At 51.5% G+C, this 24,523-nt stretch carries 24 protein-coding genes and 2 tRNA genes; 8 read left to right on the top strand and 18 right to left on the bottom strand.

The features are described 5' to 3' along the window. Positions 1-7 precede the first annotated feature (7 nt). Together QGH09_05760 and speB are read left to right on the top strand one after the other, a co-directional pair. Positions 8-1,081, top strand: coding sequence for a deoxyhypusine synthase family protein (locus tag QGH09_05760; GenBank protein ID HJO17684.1), 1,074 nt, complete (start codon positions 8-10; stop codon positions 1,079-1,081). After that, positions 1,078-1,968 (top strand): agmatinase, encoded by an 891-nt coding sequence (speB, locus tag QGH09_05755; protein HJO17683.1) that lies wholly within the window; start codon positions 1,078-1,080, stop codon positions 1,966-1,968. The genes QGH09_05760 and speB overlap by 4 nt, the downstream gene beginning before the upstream one ends. Here the strand turns inward: speB and QGH09_05750 are convergent. The 4 genes from QGH09_05750 to QGH09_05735 form a co-directional block, all read right to left on the bottom strand. Then, complete coding sequence (locus QGH09_05750; GenBank protein HJO17682.1) at positions 1,965-2,732, bottom strand: hypothetical protein; 768 nt, start codon at positions 2,730-2,732, stop codon at positions 1,965-1,967. The genes speB and QGH09_05750 overlap by 4 nt on opposite strands. A gap of 91 nt (positions 2,733-2,823) precedes the next feature. Continuing rightward, positions 2,824-2,900: transfer RNA gene (locus tag QGH09_05745), tRNA-Arg, on the bottom strand. 76 nt (positions 2,901-2,976) lie between these two features. After that, the gene (locus tag QGH09_05740) at positions 2,977-3,261 is read right to left on the bottom strand and encodes an acylphosphatase (GenBank protein HJO17681.1); all 285 of its coding nucleotides are present in this window, start codon (positions 3,259-3,261) and stop codon (positions 2,977-2,979) included. A gap of 34 nt (positions 3,262-3,295) precedes the next feature. Further along, a complete protein-coding gene (locus QGH09_05735; GenBank protein HJO17680.1) occupies positions 3,296-4,006 on the bottom strand; it encodes a potassium channel family protein in 711 nt (236 codons plus the stop codon). A gap of 168 nt (positions 4,007-4,174) precedes the next feature. Here QGH09_05735 and QGH09_05730 point away from each other — a divergent pair, with 168 nt between their 5' ends. Beyond that, positions 4,175-6,232: a S9 family peptidase gene (locus tag QGH09_05730; GenBank protein ID HJO17679.1), complete on the top strand. Its 2,058-nt coding sequence runs from the start codon at positions 4,175-4,177 to the stop codon at positions 6,230-6,232. A gap of 90 nt (positions 6,233-6,322) precedes the next feature. Here QGH09_05730 and QGH09_05725 read toward each other — a convergent pair. From QGH09_05725 to QGH09_05705, 5 genes are all read right to left on the bottom strand, one after another. After that, positions 6,323-6,399 (bottom strand) — tRNA-Pro (locus QGH09_05725). Between the two features lie 13 nt (positions 6,400-6,412). Continuing rightward, entirely contained in the window at positions 6,413-7,228 is an 816-nt protein-coding gene (gene surE / locus QGH09_05720; GenBank protein HJO17678.1) for a 5'/3'-nucleotidase SurE, read from the bottom strand. A gap of 253 nt (positions 7,229-7,481) precedes the next feature. Then, positions 7,482-7,943 (bottom strand): BrxA/BrxB family bacilliredoxin, encoded by a 462-nt coding sequence (locus QGH09_05715; protein ID HJO17677.1) that lies wholly within the window; start codon positions 7,941-7,943, stop codon positions 7,482-7,484. Positions 7,944-8,018: 75 nt separating this feature from the next. Beyond that, complete coding sequence (locus tag QGH09_05710) at positions 8,019-8,159, bottom strand: hypothetical protein (GenBank protein ID HJO17676.1); 141 nt, start codon at positions 8,157-8,159, stop codon at positions 8,019-8,021. Continuing rightward, entirely contained in the window at positions 8,156-9,622 is a 1,467-nt protein-coding gene (locus QGH09_05705; GenBank protein HJO17675.1) for a sodium-dependent transporter, read from the bottom strand. The genes QGH09_05710 and QGH09_05705 overlap by 4 nt, the downstream gene beginning before the upstream one ends. Before the next feature lie 242 nt (positions 9,623-9,864). Between QGH09_05705 and QGH09_05700 the strand changes: the two genes are divergently transcribed. Beyond that, entirely contained in the window at positions 9,865-10,845 is a 981-nt protein-coding gene (locus QGH09_05700; protein ID HJO17674.1) for a DnaJ C-terminal domain-containing protein, read from the top strand. 28 nt (positions 10,846-10,873) lie between these two features. On the opposite strand, the gene QGH09_05695 is transcribed toward QGH09_05700, so the two are convergent. Together QGH09_05695 and rho are read right to left on the bottom strand one after the other, a co-directional pair. After that, positions 10,874-11,083, bottom strand: coding sequence for a CDGSH iron-sulfur domain-containing protein (locus QGH09_05695; GenBank protein ID HJO17673.1), 210 nt, complete (start codon positions 11,081-11,083; stop codon positions 10,874-10,876). Between the two features lie 23 nt (positions 11,084-11,106). Next, positions 11,107-12,486: a transcription termination factor Rho gene (gene rho, locus QGH09_05690; protein ID HJO17672.1), complete on the bottom strand. Its 1,380-nt coding sequence runs from the start codon at positions 12,484-12,486 to the stop codon at positions 11,107-11,109. Positions 12,487-12,697: 211 nt separating this feature from the next. Between rho and QGH09_05685 the strand changes: the two genes are divergently transcribed. Beyond that, positions 12,698-14,401, top strand: coding sequence for a glycosyltransferase family 39 protein (locus tag QGH09_05685; protein ID HJO17671.1), 1,704 nt, complete (start codon positions 12,698-12,700; stop codon positions 14,399-14,401). Between the two features lie 21 nt (positions 14,402-14,422). On the opposite strand, the gene QGH09_05680 is transcribed toward QGH09_05685, so the two are convergent. Genes QGH09_05680 through QGH09_05650 form a run of 7 tightly spaced genes read right to left on the bottom strand, consistent with a single transcriptional unit; the run spans position 14,423 to position 22,116 of the window. Continuing rightward, positions 14,423-15,838 (bottom strand): FAD-linked oxidase C-terminal domain-containing protein, encoded by a 1,416-nt coding sequence (locus QGH09_05680; protein ID HJO17670.1) that lies wholly within the window; start codon positions 15,836-15,838, stop codon positions 14,423-14,425. A 60-nt stretch (positions 15,839-15,898) separates the two neighbouring features. Continuing rightward, positions 15,899-17,107, bottom strand: coding sequence for a pyridoxal phosphate-dependent aminotransferase (locus tag QGH09_05675; GenBank protein ID HJO17669.1), 1,209 nt, complete (start codon positions 17,105-17,107; stop codon positions 15,899-15,901). A gap of 45 nt (positions 17,108-17,152) precedes the next feature. Further along, on the bottom strand, positions 17,153-17,698 hold the full coding sequence (gene coaD, locus QGH09_05670; protein HJO17668.1) for a pantetheine-phosphate adenylyltransferase: 546 nt from the start codon (positions 17,696-17,698) through the stop codon (positions 17,153-17,155). Continuing rightward, positions 17,695-18,237, bottom strand: coding sequence for a 16S rRNA (guanine(966)-N(2))-methyltransferase RsmD (rsmD, locus tag QGH09_05665; GenBank protein ID HJO17667.1), 543 nt, complete (start codon positions 18,235-18,237; stop codon positions 17,695-17,697). Before rsmD ends, coaD begins: the two co-directional genes overlap by 4 nt. A 40-nt stretch (positions 18,238-18,277) precedes the next feature. Then, complete coding sequence (recG, locus tag QGH09_05660) at positions 18,278-20,425, bottom strand: ATP-dependent DNA helicase RecG (protein ID HJO17666.1); 2,148 nt, start codon at positions 20,423-20,425, stop codon at positions 18,278-18,280. 59 nt (positions 20,426-20,484) lie between these two features. Then, a complete protein-coding gene (locus QGH09_05655) occupies positions 20,485-21,105 on the bottom strand; it encodes a hypothetical protein (protein HJO17665.1) in 621 nt (206 codons plus the stop codon). A 60-nt stretch (positions 21,106-21,165) separates the two neighbouring features. Next, positions 21,166-22,116 carry a carbohydrate kinase family protein gene (locus QGH09_05650; GenBank protein HJO17664.1) on the bottom strand — a complete coding sequence of 317 codons (951 nt, stop codon included), beginning with the start codon at positions 22,114-22,116 and terminating at the stop codon, positions 21,166-21,168. A gap of 133 nt (positions 22,117-22,249) precedes the next feature. Here QGH09_05650 and lexA point away from each other — a divergent pair, with 133 nt between their 5' ends. The 3 genes from lexA (at position 22,250) to rsmA (ending at position 24,217) form a co-directional block, all read left to right on the top strand. Then, positions 22,250-22,855, top strand: coding sequence for a transcriptional repressor LexA (lexA, locus tag QGH09_05645; protein ID HJO17663.1), 606 nt, complete (start codon positions 22,250-22,252; stop codon positions 22,853-22,855). 52 nt (positions 22,856-22,907) lie between these two features. Then, positions 22,908-23,234 carry a DUF3467 domain-containing protein gene (locus QGH09_05640; protein ID HJO17662.1) on the top strand — a complete coding sequence of 109 codons (327 nt, stop codon included), beginning with the start codon at positions 22,908-22,910 and terminating at the stop codon, positions 23,232-23,234. A gap of 113 nt (positions 23,235-23,347) precedes the next feature. Then, positions 23,348-24,217: a 16S rRNA (adenine(1518)-N(6)/adenine(1519)-N(6))-dimethyltransferase RsmA gene (rsmA, locus tag QGH09_05635; protein ID HJO17661.1), complete on the top strand. Its 870-nt coding sequence runs from the start codon at positions 23,348-23,350 to the stop codon at positions 24,215-24,217. The last annotated feature ends 306 nt before the right edge of the window (positions 24,218-24,523 follow it).

Below are 24,523 nucleotides of genomic sequence, written 5' to 3'. Positions count from 1 at the left end.
AAGCCGTATGTCTAATAAACGTGACTTATTCGGTCCCCCAATCGAACCCTTTTTGGTTGAGCCTAACCTAACCGGTGAGGAAATCCTCGACCGTATGGCTGGAATTTCCTTTCAAGGTAGAAATTTAGCCACAGCTTACAGGGTCTGGAGAAAGATGCTCGCCGACGATTGCTTGGTCTTTCTTGGAGTTGCGGGTGCACTCAGCGCCGGTGGCCTAAGAATGATTCTGGCCCATCTTATTGCACACCGATATGTTGACTGCGTCGTCTCAACAGGAGCCAATCTTTATCATGACTTACATGAGTGTCGGGGCCGCCAACACTTTCAAGGATCCCCTCAGACGGACGATCGAGCCCTACAGGCCGCGCATATTGATCGTGTTTACGACACCCTAATGGACGAGGACGAATTTATTGACAACGATAACTGGATCGCAGCCTTTTCCGAAGGTCTAGATAATCGTCCATATACCAGCAGGGAGCTTCTTTACAGGCTTGGTGAACACTTATGGAACGAAACCAAGCGGGATGGAATTCTTACTTCGGCCTATCGAGCGAACGTCCCCATCTTCTGTCCCGCAATTGCTGATTCTTCCATCGGCATGGGCTTGTCGCAAGGTAGACACTCAACAGCAGGGACGGCTCAAATCGATGTGATCGGCGACATAATCGAATCGGCAAATCTCGTTATTCGCAAACGTCGAACAGCATCGATAGTACTTGGCGGAGGTACCCCAAAGAACTTTATTAATCAGGCCAGTGTGCAGGCCGAGTTCTACAGTGCCGGAATAGGTGGTCACTGCTATGCTCTCCAGATTGTTGCTGACGTTCCACACTTTGGCGGAGCTTCAGGGTCCACCCTTGATGAGGCCCGTAGTTGGGGCAAGGTCGCTGCCGACGCCGACCAAGTTACCGTCAACGCAGACGCCACCATCGCTTTGCCACTCCTTGCGACTGCCCTCTCCACGAGTATGCCGGACGTTCTAAAACACCGCCGATTCTCGGTCTTTACTCTCAACGGCCCACGAATCTCAGTGGATGGCGACCTCCTTCCTAGTAACCGCTTCGAGGAACAGAGGTGAGTTGGCCATTCGAGTATCCGCATGGTGATAACTTGCCATTCGGTGGTGACGACTGTCCCCAAGCGACATTTGCGGACGCTCCTACCGTGGTCCTCCCAGCCCCCTTGGAACGAACCGTCTCTTATCTTTCCGGAACGCGACTAGGGCCGAGTGAAATTCTTCGCGCTTCATCCCAGCTGGAATTATGGGACGAAGAACTTGGAATCGATGTGCACACACAAGGCATCTGCACCCTTCCAGAGATGGAACTGCCTTATTCCGATCAAGTCGAAGCCCTGGCTGAAATCCAACGGGTCGCCACGACCATCATCAGTCTCAATAAGTTCCTGGTAACCCTCGGAGGCGAGCATTCAATTACCCCTCCGCTGGTCGCTGCCGCCGCCGCCCATTACGACGACCTATCGATTCTTCAGATAGACGCCCATGCTGATTTGCGAGACTCGTATCTTGGTAACCCAAATAGCCATGCTTGCGCGATGCGCCGATCGCTAGATTACGCATCCGGCACCCAAGTTGGTATTCGCAGCCTTTCAACTGAAGAGGCTATGATTGCCGATTCCCTTCCCACAACGCTCTTCTACGACGTGAAAATGCGAGATCAAGCCAACTGGGTCGAAGATATCGTCAGCACACTTCGACGGAGGGTTTACATCACCATTGATTGCGATGGACTCAATCCAGCAGTGATGCCTGCCGTGGGCACACCCGAGCCTGGTGGCTTATCTTGGACCGAACTAATTCAAATTTTACGGTTAACTTTTCGTGAGCGGGAGGTTATCGCTTGCGATGTCGTGGAACTGTGCCCAATATCTGGACTTGCGCATCCAAATGTTCTCTGCGCAAAACTCGTCTACAAATTGCTCACTTATCGCCTCGGCGCACCCTAACTTTCTTCAGATATTTCAAACCTATCCAATTCAGCCTGGGCAACCAATCCATAGCTAGACCCCGGAAACTCGTCAACGATACGCGCAAAACTTTCCTTGGCTTCCATGGAACGGTTAGCAAGAAGGTAGGCGCGGCCTAATTGCATTAATAGGCCGTCTAGGGGCATCTGAGAGTCCACCGAAGTGACCTCTTCCTCGAACAGTTGAATGGCTGCCTCTACATTGCCCGAATACATTTTCGTTTCGGCCAGACCAAGACGTGCCATCCGTCCGTATATACTTGCTCCCGCAACATCAACCACCCTCTGATATTGCAGCTCCGCTTCATCTCGTCGCCCAAAATCGACAAGAAGGCTTGCTGCGTGATAACTAGCTGTTATCCCAGCCAAACTTTCGGGATAGGTTTCAGCTGTTAGCATGAACTTCTCCAAAGCCGCTTCAGCTCTTCGATTCTCAGAAGTAAAGCTTCCCGGCTGAAAGGCTGCCGCAGGAGGAATCGAAGTTGGATCAGAAGGATCCGGCGGTGGAGGCGGTGGAATTACTGGCGCTGAAGCAGTAGTTAACGCATCCGCAAGTAGATCCGTTCCCTTGGCCTGCTCCGCCCGTTGATAGGAAACATAAATACCACCACCAATAGCGAAAAGGATTACGAGAGATGCAAGGATCGCTATTTCTCGCTTACGGTTTTCAAGGACCATTTGAAAACTCGCGATCTTCGCCGCCAACGCGTTCTCTTTTAGATGATGTCGCTCAGATCGCTTCATGGATTTCTGTCCCTCGGATGAACGTAAATCTACCTCCAACTATTATACCTAGCCATGGTGATGAATCATCGGCCAGCACTGTAATAACAATTGGCGCGCGTGCCCGGATTCGAACCGGGGACCTACCGCTTAGGAGGCGGTTGCTCTATCCATCTGAGCTACACGCGCATTCCCCAGGCTTGATTAGTCTAGCAGAGACAGTTGGAGGGCTTCATTGGAACGTGTAGGCATCCCTCTATGCGTGTCATGGCAGAATCGAGAACCCCGAACCAAGCCCTGTCGGTGCGCAGTCTGTTATCCCGACACCCTCAATCCTTGCATTTGGTGGCCCCTCGCGGAGGGCCTGCTCGAACCTCTTGATGGCTTCGACCCCGCCGACGGCCACGGCCTCAACGCTTCCATCGACTCGGTTCAACACCTGCCCATCCAAACCCTCTTTCCGTGCAGCCTTTTGTACAAAGATACGGAATCCGACACCTTGGACCCTTCCACGAATTACATATCGCCGCGACACAAGCGTTGACTTCATGACCGCTGCATTTCAGATGACAAAATTCTACAGCTCAAGGCTGTCTAGAATTATTCTTAGCAATCTCCACCATTAAACGATCTAATTTAGTCTCAATTATGTCCAGACGATGGTCGATCTTCGCCTGCCCCTTCGAGCCGTCATCCTCTAAAAAAAGGCTCGCTACCGTAGCGGTAAACGCACCAATTACCCCAATCCCTGCAATCATTAATATGACGGCAATCACCCGCCCCTCTATCGTCACAGGAGAAACATCACCGTATCCGACGGTAGTAGCTGTCACGATTGCCCACCACAGTGCATCCCCAAAAGTATCGATTGAGGGATTTTCGTTTCGCTCAAGAAAATAGACACCCACGCCGCAAAGAGCCACGAGGCCAACAGCAACTGTCCCAAGATAATGAAATTGATGCCGCCCGAGAAGCTTCCGTAAGAGTCGAAGTCCAAGACCAGCCACCGCCAGCACCCGAAGGAGACGAAGCACTCGAAGTAGTCGTAACGTACGGGTGCCCTCAAAAAGCGCCGGAAGAAACGGCGGAGATAGCAAAATAATGGCAAGGTCAAACCATGCGACGCGAATGAATTTGAGTCGTTGGGGAGCCAGGACAAGCTTGGAAAAATACTCCGCACAGAACGCAAACCAAATTATCCAATTCAATAAGAGTGCAATGTTTAGCACGGTCGGGTCGACCGCTTCGCTCTCAATGATAAGAATTGGAACAAGGCTGATAGCCAGAATAGCCATCGGCCATTCGGTTCTCTGGCTAAATCGGTCAAATCTGGTACTTCGGCTCAGCTTCTCATCATTTAGGCTCATAACAATCTTGGATACCTCGGGTCGGGTCTCTGTCCACAGGAAACCCGATCCTCTAGCGCCGACACTTTTGTGTCAAGCCAAGCAGAATCGCCTACAATGCATTGGAGTTCGCATCTCGATGTCCTCTTTACGGCACGAAAGGCGTCTATGAACACGACGGCACGATCGCTTTACACCTTGCTAATCTGCCTGGCGCTTGCCAGTCCCGTATTTGGACAAAACCGTCAGCCCTTAGAAATTGCCGACCTTTTCGAACTACGCACCGTTGGCGCACCCACGATTAGTCCCAACGGCGCGTGGGTTGCCTACACAGTTTCCGGCATGGATATTGACGCCGATCGTCGCGATGTGGACATTTATATGTCGTCACTGACGGATCCTACGGCAGAAGCCGTCCGTCTGACCTCCACGGAAGGTTCGGAATCAAGTCCTCGGTGGAGTCCGGACGGGCGATATCTCGCCTTTCTCTCCTCAAGAGAGGGAAACGGCTCACAGGTATGGCTCCTTGACCGTCGCGGCGGTGAGGCGATCAGGCTTACAAGTTACGACGGAAGCGTTTCGAGTTTCAGCTGGTCTCCCGACGCATCCAAGCTCGCCATAATCGCCTCCGATGCGGATCCGAATGAATCGAATGATTCCGACGTTAGAAAGCCAATAGTCATCACGCGGCTTCAATTTAAACGGGACGGACAGGGCTATTTGACTAATCGTCATCGTCACCTTCATGTTTTCGATGTAACCACCAAGAATACCCAGCAAGTCACCGACGGACCCCATGATGATTCCTCGCCAGCCTGGTCTCCCGACGGATCTCTTCTTGCTTTCGTTAGTAATCGGACCGAGGAACCCGACTCCAATGCGAATACCGACATCTTCTTAACCGAGCCACGCTCGGATGCAACGATTCGAAAACTCACAACTTCTGAGGGTAGTGACGGCTCACCTTCTTTTAGTCCTGATGGCACATTTATTACCTACGTTGCCGGTGGAAATCCATCTGACATTTGGTATGCCCCTCGGTATGTCGCAGTAATTCCTGTCGCGGGAGGAAACCCAATCCACCTAGGCGCAGAACTGGATCGCAACGGCTCGTCTCCGCGAGTGACACCCGATGGCGAACATGTTCTTTTCCTACTTGAGGACGAGGGCAATCGGCACTTGGCAAAATCCCCAATTGATGGTGGAGCCGTTGAACGCGTAGTTGCCGGGGAAAGAACTTTGTCAAATTTCGACCTCGACAAGAACGGCAACATCGTCATTCTGGAAAGCCAGCCGCACTACCCAGGGGAAATTTCTCGTGTCGACTCAAGCGGACTCACGCGAATAAGCCAAGTCAATGATAAACATCTTGCCACTATCACACTTGCGCCAGTAGAACGGTTCACAGCGGTAAGTGCTGATGGAACCCCGGTGGGAGCGTTTCTCACCCGGCCGCCAGGGGAACCCGAAGGCACCGAATTACCAACACTGCTAAGAATTCACGGCGGACCAGTGAGCCAATATTCGACAGCTTTTCGCTTCGAATGGCAACTCTTTGCAGCTCATGGCTACGCCGTCGTCGCGGCAAATCCGAGAGGATCATCTGGCTATGGATTTGAATTTTCGCGGGCTATCTGGGCTGACTGGGGCAATAAGGATTTTGATGACGTAATTGCAGCCGTCGATCACCTGGTTGAGAACAATATCGCTGACCCCAACCGACTTGGAATTGGAGGCTGGAGCTACGGCGGTATATTGACGAACCACGTCATAACCAAGACGAACCGATTTCGAGCAGCAATAACTGGCGCGAGTGAAGTCAACTACCTATCGAATTACGGAACCGACCATTATCAACGTCAGTGGGAAGCAGAACTTGGCCTGCCGTGGCGCAACCTAGATCTTTGGATTCATCTATCGCCTTTTTTCAGAGTTGACGACATCACGACACCTACTCTTGTCATGAATGGCGAAGTTGACTGGAATGTTCCAGCGTTAAATTCAGAGCAGCTATACCAAGCTCTTAGACGGCTTGGGAGAGAAACCGAATTGGTTATCTATCCCGATCAAAGCCACGGCATTCGCCGTCCAACCTATCAGCAAGACCGCTATGAACGTTACCTGGCCTGGTACGACCGATACGTGAAACCAAGAGCGCCAACCACGAGTTACTAAGAGGCCACGAGAAGGTTAATCGTTAGTAGATCGTAATCTCGAGTTACGATGGCGCGATCGACATTCTAAATCCGCGCCTGCTATGGAAAGTGGTCGGGGCGAGAGGATTTGAACCTCCGACCCCTCGATCCCGAACCGAGTGCTCTACCAGGCTGAGCCACGCCCCGACCGTTTGGCCGCCTATTCTACCTCAGTCGATCGAGTACGAGACAAGTCAGCTATAAGTTCTAGGGCCGCATGATTAGTTAGGTCTGACTGAAGTGGCGTTATCGATATCCAGCCATCAGCTAATGCATGGTGGTCAGAATGTTCCATCTCCTCCCAACGCGCCTTACCCTGTTGAATCCAAAAATATGGCTCCTCTCGAGGGTCAAGGCGATCGGCTAAGGATGAAACTGGATTTCGACGGCCCTGAACGGTTACGCGAACACCTTTCGCAGGCCGCTCGGGAACATTCACGTTAAGAACTGTTCGCTCAGGCAATCGTTCACTAAGCACTGATTTGGTAAGACTTACGGCCACTGAGCAAGCTTGGGAAAAATTGAATGGGTTTGCCGTTCGCTCTAAAGATATTGCCAAACTGGGAATCCCGAGTAGTGTCGCCTCCATTGCCCCAGCAATCGTGCCCGAATAGAAAACGTCATCACCGACGTTAGCCCCCTTATTGATTCCGGAGACCACCACATCCGGTAGCCCCCCTAGGAGCTTCACTAGAGCGACGTTTACACAATCGGCCGGCGTACCGTCCACAGCGTACCTTTGTCGTGCAATCCGCTCTAGTCGTAACGGTCTCCGCAGTGTTAATGAGTGACTAATCGCACTAGACTCGAGTAGAGGTGCAACCGCCACCACATCGCCCAACTCTTCGAGTGCGACAGCAAGAGATTCCAGACCGTCGGATCGAATGCCATCATCATTTGTCACAAGTATTCGAGACATAAAAACGGGCGAGTATAGCACGGGCAACAACCGACCCATACTTTCCGACTGATCCACATCCCGATTTTCCTAGGGTAGAATTCAATTAACGCGCTTATGACTTCAAGTCCCGACTCGCCATTTCAGGCGGTTCTACTAATTGCATTTGGTGGTCCTCAAGGCATGATGACGAAGTTGTTGCAAGCACGTCTAACCGCTACGCTCACGTAGGCCCGCTTCCCGTTACCAGTCCTTGCTCTAAATAACTACCGGTACAATAAGAACGGGCGGCATGCATCCACCGCCCGCCAGAAAACCAACCGTAACCGACTCAACGAGCGACTTCGACTGTCGAGCAGTGCTCTTCAAATGCACCGATTAACTGTCTGGCGATAGCTGGAGCCTCCTGACCCTCAATTTGATGTCGCTCCATCATATAGACCAGGTGGCCATCCTTGAGTAGTCCAATTGCTGGAGATGAGGACGGATATCCAACGAAGTGGGACCGAGCCTGTTCGGTGGCCTCAATGTCCGCCCCGGCAAAGACCGTGGCGGTAACATCAGGTGTTGTCGCATGCTGAAGCGCTAAGGCAACCCCTGGCCGAGCCCGCCCGGCTGCACAGCCACAGACAGAGTTCACTACCACCATCACCGTACCCTTGGTATCTTTAACGAGGTTGTCCACCTCAGCGGCAGTGCGTAGCTCTTTCACGCCTAACCGCACTAACTCTTCACGCATCGGCGCGATCATGAACTCTGGATACCCCACATCATCCTCCTTCGAAGAACCCATCCACCCTGATAAAAGACCGTAGGGAATGTCTTGGCAGAAATCCTAGAAATCGTCATCCCGAGGACAGTTCCCACCTCAATAATGGTCCGGCTTTGAAATAGACCCTAACTTCTCCTTTCGAGCCTCTCGCTGAATACCATAGGCGAGCATCGCTACAAAGCCACCCCAGTTCACGATGAGCACGATAACCATCATTATCCAGGTGTCGTAACTCATAATTGCCCCTTCTCTTCATGCAAACTACGTTCTGCGATGCCCTTATTGAAATAGATCAGGAGCGACAGAGCCACGCCCCATTGAAGCAAACACGTACCAAGACCGACCGGATCGGTAGGATTCCACCAAGGCTTAGACCCTGGCGCTGTGACCGCGGCATACACCCACCAGGAAAAGATAGCGATAAACTCAGCTGGCACTACATATCTAATAAGCCATCCGTAGAATCGTCCAAGATTCAGGTCGTTACCTTCAACATTAACAAACTCATTCAAAAATCGATCTTGACCAAACCGTATTACGGCGATCGCAATAAATAACCCGCTGATCATAAGTGCGAGTCCCCACACCCAGTCCTGATTCACAAACACCGTCATGCTCACCGCAGAAGGTATTCCCATGACTGCCACCACGCTGGCAACCAATCGTACCGCTCTGCGTCTTTTCACACCTCCGTCCATCAGTATTCGAGTTGCAAACTCAATCATCGCAATCAAGGTGGAAAGGGCCGCACAAAACAACGCTAAAAAAAACAAGGGAAGAAAGACGTGGCCGAACGGCACCAGTGCAAAGAGCTGTGGAATCCATATAAAGGTTAGGCCTTCATTGCCGGATGCCATAGCCGCCTGGGCTTCCTCATTCGAGAGTAAGGCAAACGCCGTCGGCACTATCGCCATGCCGGCTAAAAGCGATGCCGAGTTGTCACCTAAGCCAATTGTAGATGCGTTCAACACAACATCGTCATTTCGCCGCATATACGTCGCATAGGTAAGCAGCATGCCCCACCCAGCACCAGTAGACCATGCAGATTGAGTCAGCGCTTCGAGCCAAGTTTTGTGGCTTTTTAATGCCGAGAGGTCAGGGTTAAACAAAAACGCCAAACCGCGGTCCGCACCTGGAAGTGTCACAGACCGAATAACCGCCACGATCAACAATAGAAACAATATTGGAATAAGAATGCGATTCGCTCGTTCAATCCCATGCACAACTCCACGTTGAATAATAAAGGCGCCGATCCCGACAGAAATAAGGTGAAAGAAAATGGGCTGCCACACCGAGTGGCTGTAAGTTGCCCAGTAGGCTTCTGGGGACCCTGCGGGTATTCCCCCCCTGATCGCGACGAAAAAATACTTCAACGCCCAACCGGTGACAACGGTGTAGTAAAACAGAACCATTATCGTTGTAACGGCGATAAAACCACCCATCCATGCGTATCGTGACCCGATCAACTTAGCGAAGGAGCCAACTACGCCGCGACGAGTGCCGCGGCCAATGCCAAACTCCGCGATCATGAGGGGCAATGACCACAAAAACAAAAAAATGATCCATGGAATGAGGAATGCAGCGCCGCCGTTTTCTGCAGCAATGCGCGGAAAGCGCCACAAGTTACCAGTTCCAACCGCCAGACCGAGACCGGCCAGGATAAGCCCCCAGCGAGAGGAAAAGGTTTCTCGATTAGTCAATGTTAAAAGTCCGTGCAGGGTGAAAAGTTAGAAGGCTCTACCAGGCTGCGTTTACAACTTCCAGCATTCGAGAGAGTAGTTACCGTCCGATCTTGACCCACGTTGTATCAAGAGATAGATTCGTTCCAACCAAAGTCTATATCAATCACTAATTTGCCTCATATTTCGTAATGATCAAATCCTTCATTCAATGATTCGATTAATCCAGTCTCCTGTCAACTCATCAGGTTATCAGCCGGATCATGCAATTTATGGACTATTACGACACTCTCGGGGTAAGCAAGAACGCCACTGATAAGGAAATCAAGCAGGCCTACCGCAGGCTCGCCCGTAAACATCATCCGGATGTGAATCCCGGTAATGCAAAAGCCGAATCGGTCTTTAAAAACATTACCGAGGCCTATGAGGTTTTGGGGAATCCTGAGACCCGAAGGAAATACAACGAGCTGGGAGCTAACTGGAAGATGTATGAGCAATCAGGATCGCCAGGCACTCCCCATCAGGACCCATTCGGCCGCGGAATGCCCTTTGGAGGCGGTGGTGGGTGGACAATTGATTTTGGCGATGCCACTAGAGGACCTAATCTAGGAGCCGACGGCGCAAGCCCATTCTCGGATTTCTTTAACGCCTTTTTTGGAGGAACTCCTGGCCAACCCCGCCCCCGAGGTCCTCGGCGAAAAGAATCAAAAGAGGTGAATCAGACAATCGACCTATCACTCGAGGAAGCTTTTCTGGGCGTGGAGCGACGCATCTCAATTCTTAGTGCCAATAAAACTAGAGTGGTTAGCGTCCGAATTCCACCTGGTGTAAGCGACCGCTCTCGAATTCGAATCCCTTATGGCCCAGAAGGCGGCTCGACTGCTTCGGGAGAACTGCTGCTAAGAGTGCGAATTGTCCCACATCCGAAGTTTCGCCGAAAAGGGCGCGACCTTCATACCTCGGTTACTGTTCCACTCACAACAGCTATTCTAGGAGGAGCCGTTCCCGTGCAAAACGTTGAGGGGATAGCCCTCAATCTAAAAATACCACCAGGAACCCAACCTGGGCAGGTGTTCCGCTTAAAAGGACAGGGAATGCCGGGAGTGCGAAAGCCAGAGGATCGCGGCGCTCTCTACGCAACCGTCGAGCTTCTATTACCAACTCAGCTTAACGACAGGGAACGCGCTCATTACGAGGCATTAGCTAAACTCGAGGGGTCTAACACGGCAAAGGAGCCTTCCTAGTGGCCCTTTACTCGACCCCCTATCCGACCTAAGTCAAGTTATCCTCAGTAGTTGAGTCTGGCGCAAATCCAATTCGAGAATGGGCGCCGTCACAAAACGGTTTATTGGCTGAAGCGCCACACCGGCAGAGAACAACGTTACCGTCCTTGGCGGCATATTTCTGCCCCTGCCAATCGATAATCGTCACCCCTTCGCCATCTATACGATAGGGGCCATTCCGTCGAACCTTAATCGTCATCGTTCCAGCCACCGGCACCCTACCTATCCCATTTTTTGCATTGCCGAAAGAAAGTCGGAGTTCGACTCCGCCTTGCCCATCTTATCCAACAAAAGCTCCATCGCCTCAACCGCAGAAAGAGGTGCTAATACCTTACGAAGCACCCACACCCTATTGAGATCATCCTTATCAATTAGCAACTCTTCCTTCCGAGTGCCACTCTTTTGTATGTCAATCGCAGGGAAAACACGTTTTTCGACTAATTTTCGATCAAGGTGAATCTCCATATTGCCGGTGCCCTTAAATTCTTCAAAAATCACGTCGTCCATTCTCGAGCCAGTATCAACCAATGCGGTTGCCATGATCGTTAAGGAGCCACCTTCCTCAATATTTCTGGCGGCACCAAAAAACCGCTTCGGTTTCTGCAATGCATTCGAATCTAAGCCGCCAGAAAGGACTTTCCCGGAGGGTGGTATTACGGTGTTGTACGCCCGTGCGAGCCGCGTAATTGAATCGAGAACAATGAGCACATCCTTTTTATGTTCTACTAGGCGCTTAGCCTTCTCTATCACCATCTCAGCAACCTGCACATGCCTCTGCGCTGGCTCATCAAATGTTGATGAAATGACCTCCCCATCTACGGACCGCTGCATATCTGTGACTTCTTCAGGCCGTTCGTCAATTAGCAACACTATTAAATAGACTTCAGGGTGATTTGCAGAAACTGATTGGGCGATGTTCTGCAGCAGCATCGTCTTGCCCGTACGCGGCGAGGCCACGATCAACCCACGTTGTCCCTTGCCTATTGGGGTCATGAGGTCCATGACCCGAGCTGACAAATTGTCACCTCCGGTTTCGAGCTTCACCCGCTCCTCAGGATAAAGAGGTGTTAGGTTTTCAAAAAATAACTTGTTCCTAGCCTGATCAGGCGCCTCGAAGTTCACGGCTTCAACCTTAATCAAGGCGAAATAACGCTCTCCCTCCTTCGGTGGCCGGATTTGCCCAGACACCGTGTCCCCAGTCTGCAAATCAAACTTACGTATTTGTGACGGAGAAACGTAAATGTCGTCAGGCCCTGGAAGGTAGTTGTAGTCAGGCGCGCGTAGAAAACCGTAACCGTCAGGCAATACCTCAAGCACACCCTCAGAGAAAATGAAGCCACTTTTTTCCGTCTGTGCTTTCAGAATCTGAAAAATGAGCTCCTGTTTCCGCATGCCAGTCGCGCCAGCAACACTCAGGTCCTTGGCAACTTGAGTGAGCTTCTGGATACTCATCTCCTTAAGCTCGCTAATGTTTAAGGTGTTTCCCTGTTTTCGGGAGTTCGATTTCTGAGCCAACTTCGGGGACGTAACCGCTGTTGAATCTTGGCCGCTGGCCTGATCGTTGGCTGCACGCGCTGAGGAGCGCTTTTTTTCTGTTGTCATAAAGACGTTAACCGTAAGTAGAGGTTGTAAGGGGTGTGGATTGTAAAAGGCGAAACAGGAAGTTCCGCAGTCTGACTATTCGCAATGCGAGCAATGCCCGACGAGATTTGAGTATACGAAAGAGGCTCAGGACTGTCAACTGCTAGAAAAAACGCCATTAACAAGCCTGCGATCCCATCTTTACACTTCCTAGCTGGGTTACAATCCACCCGTGCAGACGCCCCTACGCTGGCTCGTGGTGCTCTGCGCTGTCACGTTCTTCCTCGCCCTCGGTAATGGCGCCATAGCGGACTCGGATGAGGCATATTATGCCGAAGCTGCCCGTCAAATGGTGATGACCGGTGATTGGCTAACTCCCCATTACAACGACACTGTACGATTTCAAAAGCCCGTCCTGATGTACTGGCTCATCGGAACAGGCTACTTACTCACTGGTGTCAATGAGACCGCTGCTCGCTTTCCATCCGCATTTGCGGGCCTTTTATTAGTCCTACTAACCTTCACAATAGGTCGGCGATGGTACAACACCTCCACTGGATTTCTCGCCGGTTCCATAGTAGCCACAACATTCGGCACTTCTGCGATTGCATGGCAAGCTCTTCCCGACCTACCCGTAACGGTGCTTATTGTTTTCGCAACATGGTCATTATTACGGGCGTTGTCATGCAACCCGATCGATGCTGGAAATGGCCAGGCCGTTAATTCCGATTCGCACCGTCGGACATGGCTCCTAGCCGCGGCGGCCTCGGCAGCGCTTGCATGTCTTGCAAAGGGGCCGATCGGAATCGTTTTACCTTTAATGGTTGCGTTACCGCTGGCTTATTGGAAACACGCCAACCCAGGCGTCGTCAGTCCTGGCCCTGGACGCTCCACCGGTCTTAGACCAATCTTGCCGGTGATAGCCATCCTGCTATTTCTCGTATTGGCCTCACCATGGTTCCTGGTCATGGCTTATCAGCACGGCCCTTCCTACCTTGTTTATTTTTTTGTCGGCGAGAATATTGCAAGGTTTACAACAGAAGAATTTAATCAAACGCGACCGCTATGGTTTTACCTTCCAGTGCTTGCCGGCGGGTTGCTACCTTGGACACCATTCACGATTCTGTGGATACCCGACCTCATCAAAGCACTCAAGGCCAGAACACTTCCATCACCGACTTGTCTACGGCTTGTTGTCTGGGCAGCTGCTCCACTACTCTTCTACACTCTTTCGATTGGCAAGCAGCCACGCTACATTCTTCCCGCCCTTGCACCATTGGCCATCCTTCTTGCTAGGAGTATTCAAAGGCAACTCAGCGCACAGCCCACGCTATTGATGCGCACCTCCGTGGCGTTGGTTGCCACCTTTTGGTTAATCCTCGGCATTCTGTTTTTTCGAGCTTCTCCGATACTCGAGCTTCTTGGATCGACCTATCCCTGGCTTACGGGGCTCATCCTAATTGGCGCCGGAACGGCGGTCGCCATTTCGCCAATCTTCGTTTCCCTGAATCGGGTAATACCTATAATCACAGCTGCTAGCGCTGTGATCCTCCTGGTTCTTCACACACAGCTGTTTTCAACTTATCGCCCAGCACCCGTTGAGCAGGTAAGCGCCATCATCTCAAAACATTGGCAGAGTGAATATCTGCTCGGTACCTATCGGGCATTCGGTCGGAACCAGGTCTTCTATTCCGGGCATCCGCGCCACGAAATGTTCACCACCGAGCAAGTCAGCGCTTTTCTGGAAACAACGACGCCGGTCCTATGCATACTTCCGGAAAGAGATTGGGTAGGACTGAGGCCACGAGCACAGCAACTGGGACGACCAATTGACCAAATTACTTACATCGATAGAGCCGGCCTGCGTATACGCGATCTCCTCCAGCCAGATCCTGAAAATATTCTACAGAACGTCTTAATCGTAACGAACCGTTAGCCAGGCAGTCCTTGGTCCGTGTCATCCACTGCTTTCTGAATCGTCCTGCGAACAATCGGGAAAGATTTTACCAGGGTTCAATATTCCGTTTGGATCAAACGCAGCCTTGAGTCGACTCATTAAGGCCAGTTCGTCAGATGATAAGCCGAGCTTCATAAACGGTCGCTTTGACAAGCCGATGCCGTGTTCGCCACTAATCACACCTTCTAGGCGAACGACCTCTTTAAACAATTGAAGCTCCGCATCAGCTGCGCGGGAAACCGCACGAAGTTCATTTGGATCGACCATGATGTTGACGTGTATGTTGCCATCCCCGACGTGCCCAAAACATGCAATGGTTAGATCAAAATTGATTCGAAGCTGCTCCACCACCTTAAACAGGTCAGGCACCTTAGATTTAGGAACAACAACATCATGATTTAGTTTTAACCCTGCAATCACCTTAAGGGCCGGCGACAGCTCTCGGCGTACCCGCCACAATTCATCCCGGGTCTCGACATCGGCCGCACATCGGACGGTCTCCGCGCCAACCCGCCGACAAGCATCCTCAACCCGGGCTGCCTCCTCTCGCACTGTCTCCGGTAACCCATCCACCTCTAGTAAAAGCATCGCTGCCGTCCCCGCTGGCGCCAGAGTTCGATCGTCTAAGTAGCGAGCAACGGCTTCGAGTGATTCCAAGTCAATAAGCTCTAACGCAGACGGAATAACACGGGCCTTGACCAGCTCGATCATTGCCCCAACCGCGTCATCAACATGCCTAAACGTCGCTTGAACTGTTTCACGACATGGAGGAAGAGGTATCAAGCGAAGTATGGCCTTAGTCACGATGGCCAACGTACCTTCCGATCCAATCAGGGTTTGGGTCAGGTCGTACCCGACTACATTCTTCACTGTCTTGCCACCGGTATGAATGATTTCTCCAGTTGCCAAAACAGCCTCCAAGCCAAGAACATAACGTTTAGTGGTTCCATATTTAAACGCTCTTGGACCGCCTGCGCATTCCGCGATATTTCCCCCAATAGCGCAGCGATTCAAACTAGCCGGATCCGGTGGATAAAATAATCCTATCGACTCAACCATCTTCTGGAGCTCACCGGTTACAACGTTCGGCTCGACTATAGCCAGGAGGTTAACTTGATCAATTTCAATGATGCGACTGAAACGCTCCATGGCTAATAGGATGCCGCCCTGCGACGGTACAGCACCTCCCGTAGAGCCCGTACCAGCCCCTCTCACCGTTAGCGGCACCCGATGGTGATTGCACAATGCTGCAACGGTGGAAATCTGGTCCGTAGTGTCAGGAAAGACCACAAGTTCAGCCCTTCCTTCACACCTCGAGGCGTCAGCGCTGTAGAGTTCAAGAGCGTCTTGGCCACGACCACAGCCTTTCAGCCCAACAACCTCTTCAACTTTACGAATAAACTCTGCTTTCAACATGCTTCTCTAGGAAGAGGAGGTCTTCCACACATAACCAAGGCGACCTCACAAATCGACAGGTCAGACAGTTCCGGGCGCCGGACCGAAGCTACGTATGAACCTATGAATCCTTTCAACCCCTTCACGCAATCGTTCAATCGAGGTGGCGTAGGAAATACGTAGAAATCCAGGCGCATCAAATGCCTCGCCTGGGGTTACTGCAACGTGCGCTTCGGTGAGTAATTTCTGAGCAAAGTCTACTGAGGTTGGAATCTTACAATCTAACAGAAGTTCCGAGATGTCTGGAAAAAGATAGAAGGCTCCGGCTGGCCTCACAAGGCGAATTCGCGAGTCGCTCTGGAGCCAATCCATGACACGATCTCGACGAGATCGATATTCCTCAAGCATCTCGTCAACACATTCCTGCGGGCCCTCAAGTGCTCCGAGCGCCGCTCGCTGCGTGATCGAGCAGACATTCGAGGTTGCGTGACTTTGAATGGCGCCACATGCAGCAACAACCTGCTTCGGTCCAATTACCCAGCCACAACGCCAACCCGTCATCGCATAAGCCTTCGACATAGAACCTGTAACTATTGACAACTCGGGCATCCGACTCCATAAGACCATGGGTAAATTGTGCGCAACTGATTCGTAAATAAGACGCTCGTAACATAAATCTAGTACGACCCAAATCCCTCGAGCCTTTGCCTCGTCAGCGATCAGCGCGAGGTCACCTTCTGATATCACCGCACCCGTTGGATTCCCTGGTGAGTTAATGATGATTCCCCGTGTGCGGCGAGTGAGTGCAGACAGAATGGCCTGCGGCTTGACTCGAAAACCGTCTTCAGCATCAGTCCTCACCATTACAGGAGCGGCGTCAGCCAGCCGTATTTGCTCTGGGATTGATGGCCATCCCGGTGAATGGGTTACAACCTCATCACCCGGACCAAATAACGCCATCGCGGTATTGTAGAGAGCCTGCTTTCCCCCGGCAGTTACGATCACCTGCCCTGGCGAATAATCAACCCCGTAAGCAGAACGATACCGATTAGCAATTGCTTCTTTTAGCTCATCTATTCCAGCGTTCGCCGTATATTTCGTGAAGTCTGCATCAATCGCAGCTTTAGCCTCAGCCTTTGCACTTGGAGGCGTGGAAAAGTCAGGCTCACCGGCACCAAAATCAACCACGTCCGCGCCGGTGCGGCGAAGTCGCGCCGCCTCTAAGCCAACTTTCAACGTAGGCGAAGAGGCAACCCGGTTCATCCTATCGGCCAACATATCCACTGCCACACTCCGCTCTTCCAGCGCCTATTACCGCAGTAAACGCCTACTCTCTTACTTGGATTTCTGCTTCTGTCGTAATTGAGCCTCAACCGTCTCAGGCACCAATCCAGCTATTGAGCCGCCAAGCCCACATATTTCTTTCACAAGTCGAGAGCTTACATACGTGTAATGCTCCGCTGGCATCATAAAGACTGTTTCGACGTCCGGATTTAACCGTCGATTCATAAGGGCCATCTGTAGTTCAAATTCAAAATCAGAGATTGCTCGAAGACCCCTCACAATTACGTTCGCCCCCTGAAGCCTCACATAATCTACGAGCAGTCCGTCGAAGGTATCGACATCGACATTATGATGAGAAGCAAACACTTTCTTAGCAATTTCAAGTCGCTGCCCAATGGTGAACATGGGTGATTTATCAGCGTTCTCGAGTAAAGCCACAATTATGCGGTCAAATAATCGAGCGCCGCGAAGAATGATGTCGACGTGACCGTTCGTTAACGGATCGAAAGACCCAGGATACACAGCAACGCGTTTTCTATCACTCGCACCAACCATAACCACCTCTAACCATTCACCTGTTAGAATTAATCCATTCACACTTTCGAATCATAGAAACTCAGAGCGCTGTCTCCAGCAGAGACAACGCGACTTCGCGATAAGCCGTCAACACTCTCGTCTATCTTTCGCCGAGCGGCATGCTCTAACACCACCAACCCGTCCTCAGCTAACTGTCCGGCAGCCCCAACCAAAACAGTCTCGAGGTCGGCATACCCATAAGGAGGATCCAGAAAGATGATGCCAGATGATCCATCCTTCATTATTCTCCAGGCCCTCTGTATTGCTACATGCACGATAGTATAACGAGCCTTTAAAGCACAGTGACGAAGGTTGGCTTTAATGAGTCGCACAGCACGTGGATCCGTTTCCACGAACGTCACGTGGGCAGCTCCTCGACTGAGCGCCTCAATGCCGACGGCGCCAGTCCCAGCAAACCCATCAATAAACTGAGCGCCATCTACTCGATCGCCGAGGACATTAAACAATGTCTCTCTTAGCCTATCCGACGTAGGACGAAGACCGGGCCATTTTGGGGGATCTAGCCGTCGTCCCTTAAGAGCGCCACCAATAACACGCATATCAAAACTCAGAAGCGATCCAGTTGCCCGAGAATTCTAATCACCCAACGCCGCCCAATCTAAATCGCTTCTCCCAAGTTGCCTCTACGAAACTAATTAAACCCTTGCTGTCATGCTCTGATGTTAACCAACGCTCGGCCTCTCCACTGGCATTTTCCATCAACGCTCGATCGCGAAGTAAATCACCCATCCGAAACATGGGCATGCCGGACTGGCGGGTACCAAACACATCCCCGGGACCACGTAGCTCAAGATCTCTTTCTGCAAGATAAAACCCATCTGTACTTTCTGTGACTGCCCTTAATCGCTCTTTGCCTAGGTCGCTGACGCTAGGCCCATACATAAGAATGCAATGTGACGCGGATTTCCCTCGGCCGACTCGTCCCCGAAGTTGATGTAACTGCGCTAAACCAAATCGTTCCGACTGTTCGACCATCATCACCGTAGCATTGGGAACATCTACACCAATCTCAATAACGGTAGTGGATACGAGGATGTCACACTCCCCGGCCACGAAGCCGAGCATAATTTGGTCCTTCTCGCCCTCCTTCAGCTTGCCGTGAACCAGGCCCACACGATGATCAGGAAACATCGACGTCGCTAGGTAATCAAAAGTCTCCTTGGCAGCCTTGAGGTCAACTTTGTCTGACTCTTCCACTAACGGACACACTACGTAAGCTTGGTGCCCAGCCTCAACTTCTTGCTGAATCAGGCGGTACGCTTCGCCTCGACGTCTCTCTGATCTTGCGATTGTTTTGACAGGCCGCCGTCCTGGAGGCAGATCCTTTATGGTTGATATGTCAAGATCTCCATAGCTGGTCATCGCTAGGGTTCGAGGAATCGGAGTTGCAGTCATAACCAGAACGTCAGGACACCACCCTTTGTCCCGAAGTTGAGCTCGCTGGTCTACTCCAAACCGGTGTTGTTCGTCGATTATCACAAGGCCCAATTTCCTAAATACAATCGGAGCCTGCAACAGGGCATGCGTCCCAACCACTAAGTGAGCATCTCCACCAGCAAGCGCTTGAATCGTCTGGCTGCGCGAAGAAGCAGTCATGCCTCCGGACAACCTAACCGCATCAAATCGACTTGCACCCAAGTACTGCGAAAGGGTTCTAGAATGTTGAGCAGCAAGAATTTCAGTTGGCGCCATCAAGGCAACCTGAAGACCATTCTCCATAGCCACAAGCGCTGCAATGAGCGCTACGATCGTTTTGCCCGCGCCAACATCACCCTGCAATAGGCGGTTCATCGGCACAGGCCTACGCATATCATCAACGATCTGTCTCAGCGCCTCCTTCTGTCCCTGCGTTAGCTTGAAGGGTAATACCTGAATTGCTGCATTACGAACCCGACTGTCTACTAAAGGCACTACGGGCTTACGCTCAACCTCACGAGCTCGCCTACGCAATCTAAGTCCCAATTGGAAAAAAAAGAATTCCTCAAAGATCATTCTCTGTTGAGCGGGAGAGCGAAAACTGTTCAGCAAGGAAAGCTCGGTATGCTCTTCAGGAAAATGGATTCCGATAAATGCCGCACGGGTATCAGGAATGCCCATTTTCCGCCGAAGCTGTTCCGGCAAGAGATCCTCAAGATTGTTCGGTAGACGTTGGAGCGCATCAAACACGATCCGCCTCAGCATCTTAGTTGTCACTGCTCCAACCCGCTCATAAATCGGTACGATTCGACCAGTATGAATACGCCTCTCGCCTATGACCAAAGGATCCGATTGCATTTCTCCATGCAGTCCGAATTCTTTCGAAGCATTGCCAAATATTTCATACTCAGGATTGGTGAATTGCAGACCCCCTCCTCTGCGAACTTCTGCGGTTCCGAATAAAATGGCCTGCTGGCCCGCCTTGAAGACCTCCCGAAGAAACGGTTGGTTCATAAAACTGACACGGATAGTGCCGCTTGCATCAGCAAGTTGAATTTCAAATATGGTGAATCCCCGCCGACGAGTGGATCGTACAGCCGTGCGAACGACTTCGCCCAGAACCGAGACCGTCATTCCAGCTTTAAGACCATCTATGGACTCAAAACAACTTCGGTCTTCGTATCGAATTGGGAATCGATGAAGGAGGTCATCAACTGTCAGGAGCTGTGCCTGAGCAAACTCCTCGGCGCGACGTGGACCGACTCCCTTTAAATATTGCAGGGGCGTTTCGAGGAAGGTGTCTGGACTCATTGCCATTTATTCTCGCAACGGACCCAGCGTTGACCCAAAGGATTTATCGTTACACTCAATTACTGAATGATAACGGCATCGCCTGGACGAACTTGTATTGCCAAAATACGATGAGGCAGAGAATACTCCAAATCAACATCAACGCCCTCGGGTCGAACTGCTGACTCTGTGTACCCAGCAATCAATTCTCTAGCCAGCCCGTGAGGAATACGAATGCCCCCAATCTCAACATAGTCAATATTAACTCTCGCAAGGCCATCCGCTGAATCAATCACTGCGACAGCCTTCACTGGAAGCTGGCCGGACAAAAGACTGAGCGGGTCAAAAGGACCCGCAGTCGGCCGCTCGCCAACCCTATCAAGGTCCACGACCGCTTCAGCCAACAACGCGCCCTCACCTATAAAAGTGAATCGAGGTCGAGCCAATGCTTCCGGCAAAACTACTACTGACGAATTCAGAAATGCATTTAGCTCAGCGTCCGAAACTCGTGTTCTCCGAGTACCCGATTCTTCCTGAGGGGCCAAGCCGTAGGCCGCGACGGAAGCAATCTTGGCCACCATCGACGCCGTTAAGTCCTCGTCTCTATCCTGAATCGCATGAGACAAAACAGACCCCTTGATCGAGATTGCAAAGGCCATAAGAAACAGGACGGTCGCCACTCGGAAAACACTCTGCATCATTAAAGTCCTCACGCCAGCGACTTCGTTCGAAAGTGTAGCATGGCCTCCAGTGTCGGATATTCACGACACTGCGGCTAAAAGCTCCTGAACGTCAGACCGGGTCGGAAGGCCACCACGTGCCCCTAGACCACGGCAATTGAGGGCGGCAACCACGTTGGCATACGCCAATAACTCAGCGACATCTTCGCTCCCGTCAGACGCCAGCCAGGCAGAGATAAAACCTCCACGGAATGCGTCACCCGCGCCCGTCGTATCAACCACCTTAACTCTTAAGCCAGAAGTCGCAACCTCACGACCGTCAATCACAGCGAGACTCCCCTGATCCCCCAGGGTTACCACAACAAGGCTGGCCTTAAAACGTTTGTAAAGTTGGTGCACTGCCCGTCCGAGATCAGGGTATCCGGTGTAGGCCGACGGAAACTCCTGCGCGGTAATAATCACATCAACCTCTGACAAAAGAGAGTCGATATTCGGCCGCATCCTCTCCACGTCAATTACGGTCGGAATTCCTGCTTTACGAGCAAATCGGGCTGCCCTCGTCGCCGCTTCTGTCTCAGCGCAATCAACAAGGAGTACCCGACCTGAAGTCACCGATTTTGGACTGACATCCTCTGGCCGCATTCTCAGGGCCGGGTCTCTTTGCCACACTATCGTTCGGTCACCGTTTCGCTGGTCAACAATAATTAATGCGAACTGATTAGTCGTGTCAGGAACCGTCCGACAAGCTGAAACATCGACTCCTGCGGCAATCAAGGTTGATTCACTAAAGGAGCCATTCTCGTCATCCCCAAAATGACCGATATACCGGGCTCTCCACTCCAACTTTGCACACGCCGTCAAGGCTGTCGCTGTCTGTCCTCCCGCGTTACGGTAAATTCCCCGAGTTGGATATTTAGTATTCGGGTTTAGAGGACCAGTAATCTCTGCCACAAGATCAACGCTGTTAAGTCCGAGTCCAACAACGTCATATCGCCGACCACTGGATTCCAGCGGCCTTACTGAAAGCTTCACGAGAGTGATGCTACCAGATGAAATCTAGTTACCGGCTAAGGTGGCTAGCTTGATATTCGCCTTTTCTTTGCATAGAGTATTACCCAGGTTTGGACGCACAAATCACATACCTCTATAAATGTTGGGAGATTAGGTGCAACCGCTAACCAAACGACAGCGGGAGATACTGAATTACCTCGCTGACTTTATTCAGCAAAAGGGATACGCGCCGAGCCTTGAAGAGATCGGGCAACGTTTCGGACTGTCATCCCTCGCCACGGTTCACAAACACCTAACCAACCTTGAAGGTAAAGGTTTCATTCGCCGAAGCTGGAACAAGAGTCGGTCTGTCGAAATCGTTCCAACCAAACACGGAGCCCAATCAAGGGAATTGGACCTCATGGGATACGTGGCCGCTGGCGAGCCAATCGAGGCCGTTGCCACACTCGAATCAATCGCTGTCCCCGAAATGCTAATTGGCAACAACCGTGCTTACGTTCTGCGGGTGCGGGGCGACTCGATGATCGATGAACAAATTCGAGATGGCGATTATGTAGTCGTGGAGGACCGCAAGACAGCCGAAAACGGCGAGATGGTAATTGCCCTACTTAACAACGCGGAGGTTACCCTCAAAATGCTGTTTCGAGAGAATGGTAGCGTTCGCCTCCAACCAGCAAATAGAAAAATGGAACCGATTGTCATTAGAGCGGCCGATCTAAGAATTCAGGGGGTAGTGGTAGGCATCATGCGAAGGTATTAATCCGTATTGAGGAGCATCTAGGCCTGAGATGCGACGCAGGCAAGGAAGACTAATGAGCCCACAAAAGCAAGAGATTAACTTCACCATAATTCCAGACGAAGAGTCCGGCGCGCATCAACGAACCTATGCAAATTTCTGCGCCATTGCCCATACGCCCTTTGATGTGACACTTACATTTTGTGAAGTGATGCCATTGTCCCAAAAGGACGTTGAGGAAGCCAAGAGCGACCGGGTGGTGCGGGCACCCGTGCGAGCCAAGATTGTGCTACCCATGCAGTTCGTGCCCAACCTGATAACAACGCTACAAGAGCACATTCGAGCGCTTGGCGAGCAGACGGTGACACAAACTTCTGAAAAAGCCAAAAGTCCCGTGCACTAAAACATGGAAAGTTGGCCTTTTCGCCCCTCAACTGACATCCTGAACGACCTGCACCGCCACATCAGCGTTAAAAACGGAGAAGCTTATCCCCCTTTACCATTCGCAGGCAGCCTATGAATAAGGAGCAGCAGGCGCATAGGAAACGTGGGGCCAGCACAAATTCCTCCGCACCGATTCGCAAGCGATTTGGCCAACACTTTCTAGAAGATACCTGGACACCAAAATTGATCGCCGCTATCGCACCAAAGTCGTCCGATTGTTTCGTTGAGGTCGGACCAGGCAGAGGAGTGCTTACTTACAGTCTTGCAGCAAGATCTACCCACGTGGTCGCCATAGAGATCGATCGGGACCTAGCAAACAATATTCGACGTCAGCAAAATCCACAGATAACAATTGTTGAAGGGGACGTATTAGAAACAGATCTCAAGCAACTAACTCTCAGAACTCGGGAAAAATATTCGCAGTCGCCTATTCGCCTAGTCGGAAACTTGCCCTTCAATATTTCTTCACCATTACTATTTAAGGTCTTTAGTATCCAACGTTCCAACCAACTCTTCGAGGACGCCACTTTATTGCTTCAATCTGAAGTTGCAGACCGGCTGATCGCCAAGCCCGGTAGCAAGGCCTACGGCCCCTTGGCCGTCATGGCCGCAGTTCATGCTCAGATTTCTAGACGCCTTGTCTTGCCCCCGGGCGCGTTTCGCCCGCCTCCGAAAGTTCGCTCAGCAGTAGTAAGACTACGCTTTCGTTCAACAAAACTTGAGATTCCAAATTTCGAACTTTTCGAGAAGCTTGTGAGACAAGTGTTCCAACACCGACGCAAAATGCTTTCAAATGCCCTGCTACCCATCGTTAGAGAGTGTCGGGCTGAAATCAGCGGCATCCTTAGTAAGACCAATATTGATGGAACGAGACGGCCGGAAGGCCTCCAACTGGCTGAATTCGCAATGATTGCCTCTGAACTGAACAAGTTTGTAGATTAGATTGTGCTATAGTCGCTTCCCTAGCAGCCTGCCTGCAGGCCCGACCAGTAGCCTAACTTTTTTCACCAACACTAAGTGGGCATCCCTGCGCCCCTGGGAGTATTTGGGAGCTGTGGTGCCAGATAGACGGCAATCCAGCGAAGAGGCGATTTCTAGGTCACCCTGCCAAAGGGGGAGCGGGACCCGGGCCGCCCCGTCAGGTTTACATTTCAGGCCCCACCAGACCATTGGAAGTGAGGCTTATTAATTGGTCAGACCCTGCTGCATTCTGCCGATATATCGTATGAGGGGTTTAGCGGTAGCTGG

Source organism: Vicinamibacterales bacterium, assembly GCA_036012125.1.
In the GTDB taxonomy this organism is placed as follows: domain Bacteria; phylum Acidobacteriota; class Vicinamibacteria; order Vicinamibacterales; family UBA823; genus UBA11600.
This window is presented reverse-complemented; position numbering and strand designations above follow the sequence as displayed.

Bases quoted from the DNA above. Each gene is read 5' to 3' on its own strand.
- QGH09_05760 (HJO17684.1), top strand. From the start codon at position 8: ATGTCTAATAAACGTGACTTATTCGGTCCCCCAATCGAACCCTTTTTG.
- QGH09_05750 (HJO17682.1), bottom strand. From the start codon at position 2,732: ATGAAGCGATCTGAGCGACATCATCTAAAAGAGAACGCGTTGGCGGCG.
- QGH09_05740 (HJO17681.1), bottom strand. From the start codon at position 3,261: ATGAAGTCAACGCTTGTGTCGCGGCGATATGTAATTCGTGGAAGGGTC.
- QGH09_05735 (HJO17680.1), bottom strand. From the start codon at position 4,006: ATGGCTATTCTGGCTATCAGCCTTGTTCCAATTCTTATCATTGAGAGC.
- QGH09_05730 (HJO17679.1), top strand. From the start codon at position 4,175: ATGCATTGGAGTTCGCATCTCGATGTCCTCTTTACGGCACGAAAGGCG.
- QGH09_05715 (HJO17677.1), bottom strand. From the start codon at position 7,943: ATGGGTTCTTCGAAGGAGGATGATGTGGGGTATCCAGAGTTCATGATC.
- QGH09_05710 (HJO17676.1), bottom strand. From the start codon at position 8,159: ATGAGTTACGACACCTGGATAATGATGGTTATCGTGCTCATCGTGAAC.
- QGH09_05700 (HJO17674.1), top strand. From the start codon at position 9,865: ATGCAATTTATGGACTATTACGACACTCTCGGGGTAAGCAAGAACGCC.
- QGH09_05695 (HJO17673.1), bottom strand. From the start codon at position 11,083: ATGACGATTAAGGTTCGACGGAATGGCCCCTATCGTATAGATGGCGAA.
- rho (HJO17672.1), bottom strand. From the start codon at position 12,486: ATGACAACAGAAAAAAAGCGCTCCTCAGCGCGTGCAGCCAACGATCAG.
- QGH09_05680 (HJO17670.1), bottom strand. From the start codon at position 15,838: ATGTTGAAAGCAGAGTTTATTCGTAAAGTTGAAGAGGTTGTTGGGCTG.
- rsmD (HJO17667.1), bottom strand. From the start codon at position 18,237: ATGCGTGTTATTGGTGGCGCTCTTAAGGGACGACGGCTAGATCCCCCA.
- recG (HJO17666.1), bottom strand. From the start codon at position 20,425: ATGAGTCCAGACACCTTCCTCGAAACGCCCCTGCAATATTTAAAGGGA.
- QGH09_05655 (HJO17665.1), bottom strand. From the start codon at position 21,105: ATGATGCAGAGTGTTTTCCGAGTGGCGACCGTCCTGTTTCTTATGGCC.
- QGH09_05640 (HJO17662.1), top strand. From the start codon at position 22,908: ATGAGCCCACAAAAGCAAGAGATTAACTTCACCATAATTCCAGACGAA.
- rsmA (HJO17661.1), top strand. From the start codon at position 23,348: ATGAATAAGGAGCAGCAGGCGCATAGGAAACGTGGGGCCAGCACAAAT.